Consider the following 16,913-nt stretch of genomic DNA (forward strand, 5'->3'; position numbering starts at 1 on the left):
AGTTTTGAATATTAAGTAGTGGGCAAAAAGAAACACTTATTTCTTTCCGTCCCTAACGCACAATCATTTTCAACAACAAATCAGCAACCAATTGGTTACCTGCATCATTCAAATGCACCCGATCGGTAGTCAGGATGCCCGACTCCTTGTTTTGGGGATTGTTTTTGAGGTTGTAGGCCAGGAATTCTTTGCGCAAATCAGCTACCGGGCAATCGTATTTTGCGGCAATGTCCCTGATCATGCCAGAGTAGCGATTGAGGTCACCATCTTGCTGGTTGCTGTGATCGGTACGTTCGCCAATTACAGCAGGAGTGCAGCAGATGACCTTGATGCCATTGGTCTGGAATTTCTTGATCAAGGCGACATAAAAACGCTCAAATTTATCCGGATCGGTACCGGTTTGTAAGCTGGTTTTGTGCCAAACGTCGTTGACGCCCACATAAATCACCACCACGTTGGGTTTTTGTGCCAGTACGTCTTCTTCCAGGCGCAGGTAGAGGTCGTACACCTTATTGCCACCGATGCCTGCACCGATGAGTTGGTACTTGTCTTTAATGCCCTGTTTTTCAAGTGCTTCCTTCATTTTGGTGATGTAACCTCCCGGTTGTACACCAGCCTGGGTGATGGAGTCTCCAAAAAGCACCACTTTGATGGTTTGATCTTGAGTCATGGCCAAAGACAAAAGGCTCAAAGCCCAGGTAAAAAATAATGGAATTCGTTTGAACATATTTTGCTTTTTTTAATCTAAAAACTATCGCTTTCTTCATAGGCTTTAATCAAGGCCATTTCGCCTTCTTTGCCCGGTTTGGCGTTGCCATGTTCCATACCCAATACGCCAGTGAAGCCTTTGCTGTGGATGAATTTAAACACGTTTTTGTAGTTGATTTCACCAGAGGTGGGTTCCTTTCGGCCAGGGTTGTCACCAATCTGGATGTAAGCAATTTCATCCCAGGCCCTTTCCATGTTGGGGATCAAGTTGCCTTCGGTGATTTGCTGATGGTAAATGTCAAAAAGGATTTTGCAAGAAGGGCTGTTGACGGCCTTGCAAACCGTATAGCCTTGCGCCGCTTTGGTCAAGAACAACCCCGGGTGATCCCGAAAATTGAGCGGCTCCAGTACCATGGTCAGTTTGTGTGGCTCCAGAATGGCACTAGCTTGTTTTAGCGATTCGATCACATTGGCGGTTTGGTAGCCCATTTCCTGCCGCAAGTCAACATATCCAGGCACCACGGTCATCCAGGTGGCGTTGACCCGCTTGGCTACTTCAACTGACTCCTTGATTTGTTGCAGGAATTCATCGCGCTTGTCCTGCTTGCCAGAAGTTAGGCTGGGTTCTGTCCAATATATTTTATGCGCCACAAATACCCCCATCTGGATGCCCAATTTGGCCATGGTTTCGCCCATTTTGGCCTGCAATTCAGGCGTGCGGTCTTTCATGCCATTGTCTTCAAACGCAGTGAATCCCTGATCGGCCATGAATTTGAGCTGATCGATGGGGTCTTTGCCCGCATTGTTTTCAAACATGCCGATATGGGGGCCATACTTCAATTTGAATTGGCGCTTGGGTGTAAGCAGATTCCCGGTTGTGGAGGCCGCATTTACCGCCGCAGTAGACATGAGTGCCGCAGAGGTAGCTAAGGCTGACTGAACGAATTTCCTTCTTTGCATCATTTTAAGTTTTAGAGTTATGGGTTTTAGGCTTAAGAAGTTGGCGCGCTTACCTATGGTTACTGCGTACCATGAGGTGAGTCAAATGGAGAGCAATTCCAGTTTCGGTACAAAATAAGGAAAAGACTTTAAGTGGTAAAATGTTATTTGTACATTTTGCAGATCACTACATTTAAAGATTTGATTAGTATACTTCTATGAAATATTTTGGATTTTTTTTGCTGGCATAAAAAAGGCAGCACTCCCATCCAGGAGGCTGCCTTTAGCAAAAAATATGGTCTTATTGTAGTGCTTACTATTTATGAAATCCTCCTGTATTCAGCCATGCTCATACCTGAGTTGTTCCAAACGCCTCCCAGGTCAAATTCCCGGAATACCGATGGGATACCTGACCCTCTTCATCCATTTTGAATAGGTGAATCCACTCGTTGTCACAGAGATTTCGTACCGACTCATGTTTTTCCAAGATCGCATTCATGGCGGGGATTGGCGCTTCGATGATCACTTTTAGCCGCACCGGCTCATGCTGATAATTTTCACCATCGTGTACGGATTGCAGGGGTAAGCCTACGCGCAGATCTCCCGAAAAACCTTCCAACACTCCAAGGCCGGCAGTCACATTGTGCAAGGTTTTGTTGCCCGAGCCAAAGAGTTTGTTGTCTACCGTGGAGGCGTAATACTGCAAGTTGATCCAGCTTGTAACCACCATGGGGGCAGTCATGATCAATTCCAAAATTGAAAATCCATTGTCTTTTTTCCATTCATAAGAGTGTAAAAAAGACCGACCTCCAAAATCAAGATTTTGAGTTCGCGCTCTTGGGGCTACCACAAAGGCATGACAACCTGCAAGACCCCACTCCGGCCGCACTTGCGACCAGTCTTTGCTCCGTCCTTTTATCTCGGTGTCCACGTTTTTATCAATGGACATCCTTACTGCTCTTTCTGTTCGGGTGGCATGCCCGGCCTGGGCCAAGGTCTTTTTGAGATCCAGTAGTGCTTCATGTTGATTAAAAGGTACTTCCTGTTCGTTGAAAATATGGATCTCATCGGTGGTGGTATCATGAAGACAAGCCAAAAATACCGTGTTGTCGGGGATAACCATTTTTTCATCTATCAGACCTTTCCTTACGGCTGCATCGTTTAGAATGGCCGCTGCTGCGCGGGCATTGGCTTCCCCGGTATGTCCACCGCAAGCCCCGCAATCGAGACCAGTGGCGTAGGGGTTGTTGACGGTGGTAGAACCATGTCCAACTATCAAAACAAAAGTTCCAAAGTTTTCTGTCAGCGACATGGCACTCAAGGCATTCTTGGCCATCTGTATCCGTTCCTCTAGAGGGATTCCCACCGTTTCATGATGATGAATAGCCACCTCCAGACTAATGTTTTTGTTTTTTGAATATTTTGACTTCAAGCCCGCTTGATCCGGATGAGGAACAGGCCGAGTAAGACCAAATGAATCGGTAAAAAGCTTTGGTAGATAAGAAAGTCCAATTGGGCTAACAAAACTGAAACAGGAAATGGCGCCAGCTCTAAACGATTTCCATACCTGATAGACCCGCCGATTCAGAATCCTGCTTTGATAAGCCTGTTGGTTGGCCTTTGGGTCGCTGATCTCTTCCAGTAAGATTGGTCCAGTTTTGATCAGCACAGGGCATTGGGCTTCTCCAACTTCATGGGCAATGGGAATGTACTTAATCGGAAAGGCAAAAAAACCTGCAAACCCGATGGTCTCTATTCCTTGATCTACTAGCTCCAGATTTCTCCGATACACTTCTGAGCGAACGTCGATGCAAAAAATTGCCTGCGCCTTTACCTGCGTATTTTCTCTCGGAGGCGTGTTGGTAGCTTTTCTGAATTTTTCGATGATTTCGCGCTGGATAGCCAAATCAAATGCCTCTTGTAAGATCAGTTTTTCGGCAAGCGCCTGATCAGGCTCGGTTTGACCAAGGGATTCTGAAAGCTCTTTTTTAGCCTGCAACCACATCACCCGCAGTACCGGTGTATCCAGACATTGGAACAGACATGCTTCCCAGCAAATCAGCACGGCCAGGAATTCGATTAACTTGCCATCTTGGCCGCCATACAATTCACTATCCCAGTCGAGGCGAGCGGCATGAGCCGACCATCCGCCGACCTTTAGCAACAAGCGATGCAAATAATCGGGTAGGTCAGTTGCTGACACCTCAAGGATGCTGAGTGCACTTTGCACGGCTTTTAGCGCATCCGTGGGCAAGGCGCTTACCGCTTTGCGAAAACCGGTCAGCCCGGCAATTTCTGGGGTTCGATCCACAGCTGCCTCAGCTTTCCAAGCCGAAAAAAGTCCTGCTTGCTGATCAGCGGCGATCCACATGGCTTGTCCATGGTCAAAATAGGAAGCGGCCCATACCGAGATTCTGGAAGTAACGAAACGATTCCAATCTTTCGCTGTCACTTGCGTTGCTACATCAATCAGCGTTGATATTGTTTGAGACTCTTGCACTTGATTATCAGCAAGTTCCAGGTGGTTGATAAACGCATCCACCGCTATTTTCTGAGCGGATTTATTGTACAATGCAGCTGCCAGATCCTGGTGGGTTATGTTTCCTTCCCGAATTTTATTGAGGTAGAAAGAAGTCGGCAACGTCATATGCGAGGCGCCTATTCTTGCTAGATTATGAGCCGCCGTTTCAAATTTTTGGTCGGTTAAACCTAGGTAAGGGTTTACGGCTACAAAATTTTCTAGTGGCCAAACCGGAGCAATTTTTTTGCAAGCCTGACGCAGTACCTTCAGCAGCGTCTCCCCTTTAATTGTTATTGTTGGCGTTAAAACGAGGTCTTTCATGCTTGTTTGTTTAAGCGGTTAAATCCTTTTCTTCTTGTACATTCAAACCTGTTGCTCCTGGAGTTCTTTTTTCTCCAGTTGGCGCGCGTTAGTATGGATGCTTAAAGCACCCACCAGCCGATCAAAAAGCGCATTGGCATAAAAGCCGTTTCTGACATGAATAGCCAGGCTGCGGTAGTAAGGACCAGGGGTTAGCTGAGGTGCGATTATTTGAATGAAAACCACCAGCCCAAATGCCAGTAAGAGTAAGCCAGCAGCGATGATTTTTCCCCATCCGGGCAAGGCCAGCGCAGGCACTTGATTGGCGAGTAAATATCTTGCGCTCGATTCCAAGGTAAAGAAAGCGACCGTCACCATTAGAGACAGCAGGGATGTTTGCAGCAGCAATGCACCACTTTTCACCATTAAAGCGGAGGTGAATAGCCGCGCTAAGCCCAGGACGATTACAGCGCCAACGACCAAAAGCGCGAACTCGTTTACCGGATCAATGCCCCAGATCAGCGCAAATCCAGTATAGAGGGTTAAAGCCATCGCGATACCAGATATAACTTTTAATGGACTTACCGATTGGCTGGTACGGGTAACTTTCGCTGCCCGAATCAGGTCGATCACGCTTCCCGAGGAGAGAAAGGCATGTGCTTTGTAAAATGAATGCGCTACCAAGTGGAGCATTGCCGCCGGGTAAGCGCCCAAACCACAAACCATTAAACTAAAACCCATGTGGGCCACACTGGAGTAGCCGAGTGCGGTCTTAATGGACGTTTGGGTTAAGTAGGCCACTGATGCAAATAGGGCAGTACTTCCTCCTACAACCATCAGGAGAATGGGCGCCACAGTGCTGGTATCCATCACGTAGGCCATTCGAATGATCAAGAAAGGCCCTGCGTTTAACAAGCCCGCATGAAGCAAAGCCGATACCGGGGTAGGTGTTTCCATGACCTCGATCAACCAGCCATGGGTCGGGAATTGCGCCGATTTGAGCAGAGCGGCTAAGGCTAAAAATAAGGTGGTTGCCTCCACCGCCATGAAGGAAAAATCTGCGGAGGAACTGCTTTTTATCGCCGTAAAGATGACCTCCAGATTGCCCGAACCAAATTGAAGATACAGCAGTAGGAAGGCAAAAAAGAGACTCAAATCTCCGAGCCGGGCAAGGATATACTTTTTGCGAGCAGCAATTTGCGCCCCAGGTCTGTCGGGATAAAAAACCAGCAAACGGTGCAACGAAATGCTTGTCAAAATCCAGGAAACAAAAAGTAAGCCCAGATTGCCCGAAAGTACCAGCAGTTGTACCGAGGCAATCGTAGCCGCCAGTCTGCCCATGAAAGCACCTTGACGTTGATCTCCATCGAGGTAGGTATTGCTAAATTTGATAATGATGAATCCTAAAAGCGCAATCAGTCCTAGCATGAGCGTACTGAGGGAATCAAGTCGGATGTTGAACCCCAATCCGTTTACCCCTACCAGCACCGATTGTAAAAGACCGCGCTCAAAGACAAAAAATCCGCTCCAGGCAACCATCGCTATACTAAGGATAGCAGATATATAGCTCATCCTTTTGACAAGTCCGGGTCTAAATCCCGGTTGAATCCAGGATGAAATAGCGGTGAGTGCAAAAGCCGCAGGTGATAGTAAGGCCATTAAGGCTAAGAAATTTTCTGACATTTTGGATGAATTTTAATTGCGGTGCAAATTTGAAGCGCGCAATTCATAAATTTTTATTTATATTTGTTATGAAATACATAATGAATATTTATGGATTACACTTTGCATCAACTGCAGATTTTTCTGAAGGTGGTAAAAACCAAGAGTATTACGAAGGCTGCCGTGGAGCTATTTATGACCCAACCCGCTGTTTCTATTCAACTTAGAAACCTGCAGGATCAATTTGAGATTCCCCTTACAGAAGTAGTTGGTCGGCAACTTTACATCACGGAATTTGGCAAACAAGTGGCGGAAATCGCCGAGCGTGTTGTCCAAGAGTTGGAGAACATTAACGCGAAGACAATGGCATTTCAAGGAATGTTGACGGGAAAACTGGCCATCTCATCCGCTTCAACGGGTAAATATGTGATCCCTTTTTTTTTGAGTGGATTTCTGGATCAGCATACCGGTATTGATCTGGTACTCGATGTTACCAACAAAAGCCGGGTCGTTGAGAGCCTTAAAAATAATGAGACGGATTTCGCCTTGGTATCGGTTGTACCCAGTAACTTGAATGTAGAGGAAGAGTTGCTTATCGAAAATAAATTGTATCTGATGGGCAGCGAGCCGGTTCGAAATGAAGGCAAGCCATTGATTTACCGGGAGGAAGGATCAGCTACCCGCATGATGATGGAGCAATATTTTGAAAAGCAGGAGGGTAAGCAAAGAAAGAGAATTGAGCTAACCTCGAATGAAGCGGTGAAACAGGCGGTAATTGCGGGGATGGGGCATTCGATTATGCCGCTGATCGGGATGCACAATGAATTGATGAGCAAGGAAATCTACATCCTGCCATCCGCTGGACTTCCCATCAATACGCAGTGGCGATTGATATGGTTAAAAGGAAAAAAACTGTTGCCAGTTAGTCAGGCTTTTTTGGAATACGTCAGAACGGAGAAGCAAAATATTCTAAAAAAGCATTTTTACTGGTATTTGAGCTATGGAGAGGAGTGGAAAGAAGTTTGAATAAAGTAGATGGAGTTGTAGCCTTTTTCAAAAGAAAAGCGCATCTGGTCTTTTGAACCAAGGTTTGGGGCTTTGCAAAGTTTAGAGCTTATTCAGATTTCGGATTCCTGCTAGACCAGACCTTCCCATTAATTTTCATAGCCTAACGCTGGTGGAGGGTCGGGCATTAAACCAGCAGTACGTTAGGATGAAAGACTTGAGTCAGCGGGGTTATCATCAAAAACGGCAGCGTGGAAAATGTCTACTCATATCCACACTGCCGCTTTTTATTCTCGTTTATGGGTATCGCTATTCTGCTATTTTTCCCTCCAAAGAATTCCATCCGCCGCCGTTGTAAACTTCTGTGAAACCATTGGCAGCTAGCATTGCCTTAGCCACACCGCTTCTTGCGCCAGAGGCACAGCAGGTGATGATCGTTTTGGTTTTGTCGAGTTTGCCCATCTGTTTGACCAAGTCGCTCACTGGGATGTTTTTGGCTCCCCTGATGTGTCCGCCTGCATATTCCCCAGGAGAGCGCACATCAAGAATAATGGCACCATTTTTTACCATTTCCGCATAATCGGGAGCCGCTGCAATGCCTAAGAAAGATTTGATTTTATCCATCATTGTAACTATGAATTAAGTTTGTGATTTTAATTGTATTGCGCAACCAATACTGGTTTGTTGCTAAAAATAAGTTCGTTGTTGTACAGGACATCCCAAGTAACGGGCATGATTTTTTTCAACATACTGCTAACGCCACAATATTTTTCTTGCGAATCAGTCACGGCTGTTAGTGCGGCTGTTTTGCTCCCGTCTGGCCCGCGAAACTCATAGATCAAATGAATGGCAATGTACTCAATTGGATGTTGTTTGGTGATCTCGCCGTCAACATTGATATCTAGGCTGTCGATCTCTTTTTTGGCCGTACGCAAAAGCTTGACAACATCCATCCCTGTACAGCCAGACAAAGCCGTCAGTACAAAGGGTTTGGGAATAGGACCATTGTCTTCTCCGCCTACGCGTTCCGGGGCGTCCATTACAATGGTATGGCCGTCAACCAAGGCATTAAATTGCATTTTTCCCATCCAAATACTTTCAATGTGGTGTGCCATGTTATGCAGATTTTTTGTTGGTGTGAATGCCAAAAGGCCAATACAAAGGACAGAAACTGATGAAGCTGGTGAGTATAAAAATGCCAGCTATTGCCAATAAGATGATAGCAATTGTTCCATTGATTTGTCCAGCAAAGTAGAGCGCCGCAATGAAGACAGCAATCATTACCCGAACGATTCTGTCAACTGATCCCATGTTTTTCATCATTGTAACTGATTTTGATTGTTTACACCACAAAGTTAGGATGATGGAAAGCCCCAGTCAGTTACAAATGTTACAAAGCCTTGAGCACTTTAATTTGGTTGCGGTACAGTAAAACCCTTTTGTCGGTTTCAAGTTTTTTGAGGAGGCGAGAAATGACAACCCGGGAAGTGGCCAACTCATTGGCAATCTGCTGGTGGGATAAATTGATGAGGGTAGAATCGATGGCTTTGGATTTTTCTTTGAGATAGTGAACCAGGCGCTCGTCGAGGTTTTGAAATGCGATTTGGTCAACTGTTTTTAGCAATTCATTGAATCGAAAACGAATGGTTTGCATGACAAATCTTTTCCAGGTAGGATATTTTTGCATCCAAGAATCCATTACCGGAACGGGGATAGCCCAAAGCGTAACATCATCTTCAGCAACTGCTTGGATTTCACTGGGGAAAAATTCCATACAGCAGGTCAAAGTCATGGCGCAACTTTCCCCGGGGTTGATGTAGTACAACAACAGTTCATGACCTTGATCATCCAATCGACTTACCTTCAAAGAACCGGAGATGATCACGGGCATTACCCGTACTGTTTGACCAATTTCAATGATTACTTCGCCCGCTGGTATGTGAAGCAGCTCCCCAGTTTTTTCAAATTCCTCAAGTAAGGCTAATTCAAAAATAGCATTGAAGGGCTCAGTATGTTGCATCGATAAATTGCTTTAAAAATGATGTAAAATGACAAATCTCATGAATCTACTCTAAGGTATAAACAGTAGCCGGTGCAAGTTGAAATGCTTGTCAATAATGCCAAAAAATAAGCGCTGGAACAACTCCAGACATTGAACAATCATTAAACTGCGGTGAAAGACTTTCACCAACTAACTTTCAATACACCTCTATCAAATACTTAGGAAATTTCTTTGCCAACTTATCTCGTTCAGCAAGCGGCAACACATTGGCCGCAGTAGCCAAAGCATCAGCCAGGGTACATCGAGGGCCGCTGACCCGCGTGAATTGACGGTGCTGGATGCCCATACCGCTGCGTGGATCGATGATGTGAGAATAGCGGATGCCTTCCCATTCCAAAAACCGATAAGTATCGCCAGAAGTAGAAATGGCGCGGTTGTTGAGGTTTTTTTCGAGGTCCACAATTTGGCCAGTTGCGTCAGCGCCTTTGGTAGCAATGATCCAGGCCGCTTTGTCGGGTGGAGGGTTGCTTACCCGGATGTCGCCACCGCCAGCAACTAGGGCAGACCGGATTCCGGCTTTGCGCAAAACTTTCATGGCGGCATCTACCGCGTAGCCTTTGGCAATGCCACCAGCGTCCAGGCGGGTATCGGGCAATAGCAACTTGACTTTATGAGACAGGCCATTCATTCGCAATGAACGATAGTCTACGGTATGTTTTGCTTTAGCGATCTCAGCGTTGGTGGGGAATTGAGATTGCCGAAAGGCCTTCCGCCACACTTTGGTCAATGCGCCGATGGTGATGTCGAATGCGCCATTGCTTTGGCGGGAGATTTTTTGTGAAACGCGCAAGAGTCGCCACATGTCGGGACTCACCTTCACCCATGTACCTGTTCCTGCGGTTTTGGACAAGCGAGAGATTTCACTGCTTTCCTGGTAATCGCTGAAGATTTGGTTGAGGCTATCAATGCGAGCAAAGGCGAGATTGCTTACTTGCCGGGCGAAGTTGCTGTCGGGGGTATACACAATGATCTGAAAAAGTGTGCCCATTTGGGGATGAAAAAATTCCTGTCTTTGACCAATGGCAAAGACAGGAACCAGTAAAAACCAACAAATAAATCGCATGCGATGGGTGGATTTTGTTCGGGTTAAAAGTAAACACATTTCATCAATATTTACTATATCCCATCCCATTCAACTATGGCCTAACGGACTAATTTCAAATTTTTATCATCCGCAAAGATTGCACTTCGCGACCAACTTGAATGCGGCAGAAATAAATGCCCGCTGGAAGATCTCTCCCATAAAACTCCAACTGGTGATCGCCCGCACCCAATTGCTGACTGATCAGTACTTGCAGCTCACTGCCGATGTTGTCAAACACACTTACCCGCGTAAAAGCAGATGCATTCAAGCGGAAAGCAATGCGAGAAACCTCGTGGAATGGGTTCGGGTACACCTGTACGGATGTTTCTTCTACCAAAAGATCATCGGTATCGGTTGTTACCGCACAGTTTTTGATGATGGGTTGGTGGGTGTAATTGGCAAAGAGGTAATCTTTGATGTCGGTTACACTCACCCCAAACCAATCCTGCAAAATCGAACCATACACATCCCGGAAATCGGTTTGCATGGGTACCCCGGTTTGGTCAGGTACAGTAGCCGGTATTTCCGGGTTTTTGCCCACAATTTGCTTGTTGACACAGGAGCCGAATACAAAAAGCGGCGCTGCCGTGCCGTGGTCGGTGCCCAAGCTAAAGTTGGACTTGATTTGGCGTCCAAATTCAGAGAAGGTCATGCCTACAACACGCTCTTCCAAGCCCAGTTTGCGCAAATCCTCCTGAAAAGCCCTAATGGCCTCCGACAAGATGAACAGCAATTCTCGATGGGTTCCCTTGGTGGTATCGCTGCCGTCTACCTGATTGGCATGGGTATCAAACCCTCCCAGGTTGGCCACGTATACCCGGGTTTTGAGTCCACCTGACATCAACAAGGCCACGTTTTTCAATTGGGAAGCCAAATTTGAAGTCGGATAGGTAGCCAGGTTTTTGCCCTTTTTAGACGCCGCCGTAATCACATCCGAATATTGGTTGGTCTGCGAAATGGACGTCCGCAAAAAAGACAGTTCTTTGCCATATGGACTTTCCGGAAACAAGGTTTCTTTGCCTTCGGTGAGTTTACCGAAATTGTATGGATCCGTTAGTGTAAGGCTAAAGTTTCCAACGGTGCCCTGGCAAGTTTCTGAAACAGTGCTGCCGAGGGTCAGCGCAAATGGATCTGGAAATTGACCATTGGGATAACCTTCCGGGTATTTGGGATGCTTCTCTTCAAAATAGCGTCCTACCCAGCCAGTATTGATGTTCTCGTTGGCGCCCGAACCTGATTGCCAGATGTCGGTAGAACGAAAGTGAGACCGGTTCTGGTTGGGATAACCTACGCTGTGAATCACACTCAGTTTTCCATCCTGATACAATTGATTGAAGCCTGTCATTGCTGGGTGCAAGCCGGTGGTGGTGCTAATTTTCAGCGCTTTGGCTTCAGGTATCAGAATATTGGTGCGCAATTTTGACAAATTGCTGTATTGATCCAAAGCCAATACGACATTCAAGCCATCGTAACCGCCGCTCAGGCGAATGATGACCAAAACTTTATCGGAATAAGGATCGATGCTGCTGAACAAGGCACTCATGGGAGAAGCCGACAATTTCATCCCGTTTAACACCATCGGGATGGTGGCTGCTGCTCCTGCCGTTCTTATGAAGTTTCTTCTTTTCATTTGAAAATGGTTTGGGAAACACCCTTTGCTTGATGAAAATTCAAGCTTGCAGAATGTCTTAGCTAAGGAAATATTCAGGCAAACTCAAAATAGCTTTCACCAAATTCCGCAATTTGGTTTCTGCACTGGCGCGAGCCGTGGCATTACCCGGGTTTTTGGTGTAGTTCGTCCAAATGGTACCCCATTCGTAATCTGGTGTTCCCGAGAGAAAAGCATTCATCAAATCGGTCAATTGCTTGTCGGTCAATGACTGTGGGAGCAAGACGCTTACCATGTCTTCAACCAGCAGGAATGGGTCGGTCGGGGTTGGCATGGAAGCTGCAAAATTCAGTACATTCAAACCGGTCTTAACGCCTACGCTGTAGGTATTTGAGGCCAACTGATCGGTCAAGCGCATCCGGTACTTCAAAGTTGTCGAATTGATCCAGATGCGGTAAAACGCAGGTTCCTGGTAGTAGGGTTTCCAACCCGCTACATCCGGCGGGTCAAAATAGGTCATTTGCTGATTGATCACATCCCTGTATAAAATGGCAAGTGCCTTATGGCGAGAGGCCAGGTCAGCTACCTCAAATGCACTACAGCCAATTTGCTTGATGAAATTGAGTGAAAAATCGATTGGGTTTTTGATCATTGGCCCAATGTTCAATGCATCAAAAAAATGCTCACTTTGCAACAGCGCCTGTAGTGCTGGTTTGATTTCATAATTGTTTTGAATCAGAATGTCGGCCATAGGTAAAATGACATTCTGTTCCACCTCAGCGCTGATGTCGTAATAGACAAACCAACGGTACAATTTGCGGCTAATGAAACGGGCAACTTCGCTTTTGGTGAAAATAATGTCAATGGCAGTCTCGTGTTCTTTGTCAAAGCCATTGGGAATCTCCTTATTATCAAAGCGGGGGGACAACTTTTTAACTTTGGTATCATGGGAAGAAATCCGAAAAAAGGAGCCTACTTTGGTATTGACATCGATGGTATTGTAGCCCTGATCACGCCAGCCAGTAAATGCTTTTGCAAGTTCCTTAATGTCCTGCTCTGTGTAATTAGTATAATCACCAGGGCCAGCCTGTGGGCCTTTACCAATCGTGAAAAGCTCGAGGACTTCCCGGGCATAGTTTTCATTGGGTGCAGTAGCCGAGTTTTGATTGCCGTTCAAAAAGCGCAACATCAAGGGGTCTGTGTTTATTTTTTTGATCAGCTCCTTAAAATTACCCCAGGCATAAGTACGCAACAAAACCATGTGTTGGTACCAAAATTTAGCGTCCTGGTTGTCTCCAATTCCAAAATGGTTGTGCCAGAAAAGGGTGAGCTGCTCCCGGATAGAAATCCCTTCATTGAGGATGTTTTCATAAGTCCAGGTGCGCAAAGAGATATTCCTGTAATTCTGGTGCAATAGCGACCCTGTACCTGAATCGCGGCCATATGCTGCATCAATCCATGTAGAACCTACAGGTACTAAAGGATCAGCAGTATAATCGTAATTGAGAGGAGGCTTGGGCAAAGGCAAAGTCTGGAACAATTCATCCATCGTTGCTTTTAAACCCTTAGCAGCAGCAGCTTTGATCTGCGCATACTTAGCACCAAAGGTTGCCCTCCGCAAAAGATGCGCAGCTTGTTCGAATCCAAAAGGACCCTTATAAGGCGCTAGTCCTAATATGGGTGGGTTAACCGTAGTCTCGGTTTTGGGTAGTGCCTTCGTCGCATGGGGATGACCCAATAGCGTAGAAAGCGTTGCTCTTCTATCCATAGGAAGAAAATTTGGTTGTGTAATGGAAAATAACCGCGCAAGATTAGACTCCACAATTTAAGAAAAGTTTAATGATTAGAAAAAAGATTCTCTACAAAGGATTCGTTAGAAATTAAGGCGTATTTTTGAGGCAATCACAAAAGCATCCTTAATTTATGATCAAAGCCTGCATTTTCAACCTTGAAGGGGTCATCATCGATACCCAACGTATTTTTCAGGAGGCTTTGGAACGCCTGGCAAAAAAATGGGGCATTGACCCCGAAGAACAAGCACTTGAAAGTACCGTTACCTACGGGGAAACCCGCAAAAAAGCCCTGGAAGCGTTAATAAAACGCAGTGACAAAATAATCGATGAGGCACAGCGTTCGGGCATAATGGAAGCAATTGATGCAGAAATAGCCGATCACATTGCTGACATTACCCCAGATGATATCGAGGATGATGTTTTTGTTTTTATCAAAGAATTGAAAAACAAAGGCCTAAACCTGGGTATTGTATCGGCCTATCCCAATACTAGAAAAGTACTCAATCGACTTCAAATCACCCATCTCTTTCATTCCATTGTTGAAATTGAAGGCGGTGGATTTGCTTCCGTATCTTCCAGTGCATACCTATCGGTTGCCAAAGATCTGGGCATGTCAGCAGACGAAACCATTGTCTTTGAACATACCAAAGATGGTGCTGCTGCTGCTGGTGAAGCCAATTTTTTTGTAGTTGGTGTGGGTCGGGCAGATGACCTCCAAGATGAAGCGGATTTGGTGATTCCTGACTTTGACAGTGTGCGGTTTCGCAAGATCATTTCTGCCTTGGGTACGGACTAGTGCGACCAGCGGAAAATGTATTTGGTTCGAATTTTTTATGACAAAAAATAATCCTTCATGATCAAAAGTGTACTATTGGTTGGATTTACCGCACTCATGGCGGTTTCGGCCTGCAAACCTGAGAAAAAAGCACCCGCAGAGGATGTTAGCAAACTGACTGGTTTGGCCAAGAAAGGCAGTGCTGCTGCTCCCGTAGCTCCTCCCAACAATTTGGTGGTGCAAAAACTACAAACCAATTATTGGGTTTTTGAGCATTATTTGGTGCCAACAGGCCAGGATTCCTACGTTAAAAAGCGTGAAAACAAAGGAACTTGGTATCAGTTTAACGCAGATGGCACATACTATGGTGGCCATTGGGGCAAAACCTTGGACGAAGGCACCTATTTTATTCGGGAGGAAAAAAATCCGTACATGGGTAGGATCATGCAAAATGTATTCCTCGATTCTGCGATTGACGACAATCGGGATACTGAATGGCAAATTCAAGGTGTTTCGAAAGAAGGGGGGTACATGTCCTGGGTAAAAATGGTAAACAACTCAGTAAGCCAAGAGCCAGCTATGGCCAAAGCTATTCAGATGATGAACTTGCCTACACCCTACGCCTTGCAAGTCGATTCATTGGGCAATCCATTGCCTACAAACAACTGATCATTCATCAGGAAATCATCAAAAAAGGTTGTTTGGGCACGCGCTTAAACAACCTTTTTTGATTTTTTATATTTTCTTGTAATTTTTATGCCTGTTTTTGCAACCAATTGATCAGATGACTCGTCTTTCCCGTAATACAATTCAACTTGGAAAAATGACACTTCAGTCGATTTATCCAGCGAGGAAGTATAATAAAGACTAATTTTGCCAACAATAACATTGATGCTGAAAATGAAATCGAAAAGCCTACTTAAAACCGGATTGTTTAGCCTGATTGCTGTCGGAAGTTTATCTTCTTTTTTGTACCTCAATACTGTAGCAAAAGGAGAACCCACCAGCCAGACCCTAGAATTCTGCGAAGACCAGATCATGGATAAACTGGACAACCTGGAAAACAAAAAATCACTTCCCGAAGCCTTTATTTTGAAGAAACTCGTCGAAATGGGGAAAAACTTGATTCCCTAATTTTACCCGTTGTCTTTTTCCTTTTGTTTTTTCAAGCGAAAATTCGCTAATTTGTGGTTTGAATTTGAATTTCAACCCACTTGCTCATGTCGCAAAATCCTTTCCGTCTTGATGGCCGAGTCGCCATCGTTACTGGTGCCAGTAAAGGCATCGGAGCTTCCATCGCTCAAATTTTTGCTCAAAATGGGGCAAAAGTAGTGGTCAGCAGCCGCAAGCAGGATGCAGTAGATGAAATTGCCGCTGAAATTGTTGCCAATGGCGGCGAGGCATTCGGAATTGCTGCCCACGTGGGCGACAGCCAGGCACTCCAACACTTGGTCAACAGCACCATCGAGAAATATGGCCGCATCGACATCATCGTCAACAATGCCGCCACCAACCCAGTCTTTGGCCCCTTGGAGGAATCCGTGGATGCCCTGGAAAAAATCATGCAGATCAATGTAAAAGCACCGCTGGAACTGGCAAAAATGGCATTGCCCTACCTGAAGGAACACCAAAAAGGAGTAATCATCAACGTCAGCAGTGTAGAGGCTTTTATCGCAACGGAAGGCCTGGGTTGCTACAGCGTCAGCAAAGCAGCGCTCAATATGCTCACCAAATCAATGGCCAAAGAATGGGGGAAATACGGGATTCGCGCCAATGCGATCTGTCCAGGTTTGATTAAAACCAAATTCAGCGAAGCCCTTTGGTCCAATGAAGCCATGCTGAAATATTACCTCAAACAAACGCCTCTTGGCAGAATTGGCGAGCCTGAAGAGATCGCCAACCTGGCCTTGTTTTTGGCTTCGGATGCCTCGGCTTATTCTACGGGTGGTTTGTTTTTGGCGGATGGGGGGATTTTGCAGTAGGTGAGCTCAAGGTCATTTTTCCCGTAAAAAAGCAAAACAATAACATGTGGACTAAATACCTTTTGCTGTTTTCATTTTGCCTTTTCACTTATTCTTGCCAGGAAGGAGAATCGGGTAGTGCTTCAAACCAAAGAACTGAAACATTACCCAAGTCAATGCTTTTGCCACGAACCAAGAGTTACAATAGTGCCAAAATCAATCTGCAAAACCTGCGCATTGCACTACGAAAGCAATTGCAAAAAGGAAAAATAGACAGTACTCGTGCAGCCGAATTGTTTACCGAAGGACTGCTTCAGGAGATAATTCCTCATTGGTATGGCACCGCCTGGGATTTTAATGGTTACACTGATACCCCCCAAAAGGGCAAAATAGCTTGTGGTTACTTCGTTTCCACTACTCTACTCCATGCAGGTATCAATTTGGATCGATACAAGCTGGCACAACAATCCCCCATAATTGAAGCAAAAGCCTTG

The 16,913-nt window shown here is 45.6% G+C and carries 16 protein-coding genes and 1 pseudogene; 6 read left to right on the forward strand and 11 right to left on the reverse strand.

The genetic code is table 11. From position 1 onward, the window contains the following. Positions 1 to 52: 52 nt before the first annotated feature. The 4 genes from ABW391_RS20020 to ABW391_RS20035 form a co-directional block, all read right to left on the reverse strand. Positions 53 to 727: an SGNH/GDSL hydrolase family protein gene (locus tag ABW391_RS20020; RefSeq protein ID WP_353483687.1), complete on the reverse strand. Its 675-nt coding sequence runs from the start codon at positions 725 to 727 to the stop codon at positions 53 to 55. A 17-nt stretch (positions 728 to 744) separates the two neighbouring features. Beyond that, a complete protein-coding gene (locus ABW391_RS20025; RefSeq protein WP_353483688.1) occupies positions 745 to 1,668 on the reverse strand; it encodes a hydroxypyruvate isomerase family protein in 924 nt (307 codons plus the stop codon). A 328-nt stretch (positions 1,669 to 1,996) separates the two neighbouring features. Continuing rightward, a complete protein-coding gene (locus ABW391_RS20030) occupies positions 1,997 to 4,489 on the reverse strand; it encodes a YbcC family protein (protein ID WP_353483689.1) in 2,493 nt (830 codons plus the stop codon). Positions 4,490 to 4,531: 42 nt separating this feature from the next. Continuing rightward, positions 4,532 to 6,151, reverse strand: coding sequence for a proton-conducting transporter transmembrane domain-containing protein (locus ABW391_RS20035; RefSeq protein WP_353483690.1), 1,620 nt, complete (start codon positions 6,149 to 6,151; stop codon positions 4,532 to 4,534). Positions 6,152 to 6,241: 90 nt separating this feature from the next. Between ABW391_RS20035 and ABW391_RS20040 the strand changes: the two genes are divergently transcribed. Continuing rightward, positions 6,242 to 7,156 (forward strand): LysR family transcriptional regulator, encoded by a 915-nt coding sequence (locus ABW391_RS20040; RefSeq protein WP_353483691.1) that lies wholly within the window; start codon positions 6,242 to 6,244, stop codon positions 7,154 to 7,156. Between the two features lie 288 nt (positions 7,157 to 7,444). Here ABW391_RS20040 and ABW391_RS20045 read toward each other — a convergent pair whose 3' ends face one another. From ABW391_RS20045 to ABW391_RS20075, 7 genes are all read right to left on the reverse strand, one after another. Continuing rightward, positions 7,445 to 7,762 (reverse strand): rhodanese-like domain-containing protein, encoded by a 318-nt coding sequence (locus tag ABW391_RS20045; RefSeq protein WP_353483692.1) that lies wholly within the window; start codon positions 7,760 to 7,762, stop codon positions 7,445 to 7,447. A 26-nt stretch (positions 7,763 to 7,788) separates the two neighbouring features. Then, a complete protein-coding gene (locus tag ABW391_RS20050; protein ID WP_353483693.1) occupies positions 7,789 to 8,250 on the reverse strand; it encodes an OsmC family protein in 462 nt (153 codons plus the stop codon). 1 nt (position 8,251) lies between these two features. Continuing rightward, on the reverse strand, positions 8,252 to 8,458 hold the full coding sequence (locus ABW391_RS20055) for a YgaP family membrane protein (RefSeq protein ID WP_353483694.1): 207 nt from the start codon (positions 8,456 to 8,458) through the stop codon (positions 8,252 to 8,254). A 67-nt stretch (positions 8,459 to 8,525) separates the two neighbouring features. Beyond that, a complete protein-coding gene (locus ABW391_RS20060; RefSeq protein WP_353483695.1) occupies positions 8,526 to 9,155 on the reverse strand; it encodes a Crp/Fnr family transcriptional regulator in 630 nt (209 codons plus the stop codon). A 178-nt stretch (positions 9,156 to 9,333) separates the two neighbouring features. Beyond that, a complete protein-coding gene (locus ABW391_RS20065) occupies positions 9,334 to 10,260 on the reverse strand; it encodes an FAD:protein FMN transferase (protein WP_353483696.1) in 927 nt (308 codons plus the stop codon). Positions 10,261 to 10,354: 94 nt separating this feature from the next. After that, on the reverse strand, positions 10,355 to 11,911 hold the full coding sequence (locus ABW391_RS20070; RefSeq protein WP_353483697.1) for a DUF1501 domain-containing protein: 1,557 nt from the start codon (positions 11,909 to 11,911) through the stop codon (positions 10,355 to 10,357). Between the two features lie 58 nt (positions 11,912 to 11,969). After that, positions 11,970 to 13,658 carry a DUF1800 domain-containing protein gene (locus ABW391_RS20075; protein ID WP_353483698.1) on the reverse strand — a complete coding sequence of 563 codons (1,689 nt, stop codon included), beginning with the start codon at positions 13,656 to 13,658 and terminating at the stop codon, positions 11,970 to 11,972. Positions 13,659 to 13,813: 155 nt separating this feature from the next. Between ABW391_RS20075 and ABW391_RS20080 the strand changes: the two genes are divergently transcribed. The 5 genes and pseudogenes from ABW391_RS20080 to ABW391_RS20100 form a co-directional block, all read left to right on the forward strand. After that, positions 13,814 to 14,479 (forward strand): HAD family hydrolase, encoded by a 666-nt coding sequence (locus ABW391_RS20080; RefSeq protein ID WP_353483699.1) that lies wholly within the window; start codon positions 13,814 to 13,816, stop codon positions 14,477 to 14,479. Between the two features lie 57 nt (positions 14,480 to 14,536). Beyond that, positions 14,537 to 15,127 (forward strand): hypothetical protein, encoded by a 591-nt coding sequence (locus ABW391_RS20085; protein WP_353483700.1) that lies wholly within the window; start codon positions 14,537 to 14,539, stop codon positions 15,125 to 15,127. Between the two features lie 231 nt (positions 15,128 to 15,358). After that, positions 15,359 to 15,592 (forward strand): hypothetical protein, encoded by a 234-nt coding sequence (locus ABW391_RS20090; protein ID WP_353483701.1) that lies wholly within the window; start codon positions 15,359 to 15,361, stop codon positions 15,590 to 15,592. Between the two features lie 86 nt (positions 15,593 to 15,678). Further along, a complete protein-coding gene (locus tag ABW391_RS20095) occupies positions 15,679 to 16,440 on the forward strand; it encodes an SDR family NAD(P)-dependent oxidoreductase (protein WP_353483702.1) in 762 nt (253 codons plus the stop codon). A gap of 44 nt (positions 16,441 to 16,484) precedes the next feature. Beyond that, positions 16,485 to 16,913, forward strand: a pseudogene (locus ABW391_RS20100) (hypothetical protein); the annotation flags it as partial.

Origin of the sequence: Haliscomenobacter sp., from assembly GCF_040403615.1 — a bacterium.
Taxonomy (GTDB): Bacteria; Bacteroidota; Bacteroidia; order Chitinophagales; family Saprospiraceae; genus Haliscomenobacter.

Excerpts from the sequence above, each read along its gene's own strand:
- ABW391_RS20020 (WP_353483687.1), bottom strand. The coding sequence starts at position 727 with ATGTTCAAACGAATTCCATTATTTTTTACCTGGGCTTTGAGCCTTTTG.
- ABW391_RS20025 (WP_353483688.1), bottom strand. The coding sequence starts at position 1,668 with ATGCAAAGAAGGAAATTCGTTCAGTCAGCCTTAGCTACCTCTGCGGCA.
- ABW391_RS20030 (WP_353483689.1), bottom strand. The coding sequence starts at position 4,489 with ATGAAAGACCTCGTTTTAACGCCAACAATAACAATTAAAGGGGAGACG.
- ABW391_RS20035 (WP_353483690.1), bottom strand. The coding sequence starts at position 6,151 with ATGTCAGAAAATTTCTTAGCCTTAATGGCCTTACTATCACCTGCGGCT.
- ABW391_RS20040 (WP_353483691.1), top strand. The coding sequence starts at position 6,242 with ATGGATTACACTTTGCATCAACTGCAGATTTTTCTGAAGGTGGTAAAA.
- ABW391_RS20045 (WP_353483692.1), bottom strand. The coding sequence starts at position 7,762 with ATGATGGATAAAATCAAATCTTTCTTAGGCATTGCAGCGGCTCCCGAT.
- ABW391_RS20050 (WP_353483693.1), bottom strand. The coding sequence starts at position 8,250 with ATGGCACACCACATTGAAAGTATTTGGATGGGAAAAATGCAATTTAAT.
- ABW391_RS20055 (WP_353483694.1), bottom strand. The coding sequence starts at position 8,458 with ATGATGAAAAACATGGGATCAGTTGACAGAATCGTTCGGGTAATGATT.
- ABW391_RS20060 (WP_353483695.1), bottom strand. The coding sequence starts at position 9,155 with ATGCAACATACTGAGCCCTTCAATGCTATTTTTGAATTAGCCTTACTT.
- ABW391_RS20065 (WP_353483696.1), bottom strand. The coding sequence starts at position 10,260 with ATGCGATTTATTTGTTGGTTTTTACTGGTTCCTGTCTTTGCCATTGGT.
- ABW391_RS20070 (WP_353483697.1), bottom strand. The coding sequence starts at position 11,911 with ATGAAAAGAAGAAACTTCATAAGAACGGCAGGAGCAGCAGCCACCATC.
- ABW391_RS20075 (WP_353483698.1), bottom strand. The coding sequence starts at position 13,658 with ATGGATAGAAGAGCAACGCTTTCTACGCTATTGGGTCATCCCCATGCG.
- ABW391_RS20080 (WP_353483699.1), top strand. The coding sequence starts at position 13,814 with ATGATCAAAGCCTGCATTTTCAACCTTGAAGGGGTCATCATCGATACC.
- ABW391_RS20085 (WP_353483700.1), top strand. The coding sequence starts at position 14,537 with ATGATCAAAAGTGTACTATTGGTTGGATTTACCGCACTCATGGCGGTT.
- ABW391_RS20090 (WP_353483701.1), top strand. The coding sequence starts at position 15,359 with ATGAAATCGAAAAGCCTACTTAAAACCGGATTGTTTAGCCTGATTGCT.
- ABW391_RS20095 (WP_353483702.1), top strand. The coding sequence starts at position 15,679 with ATGTCGCAAAATCCTTTCCGTCTTGATGGCCGAGTCGCCATCGTTACT.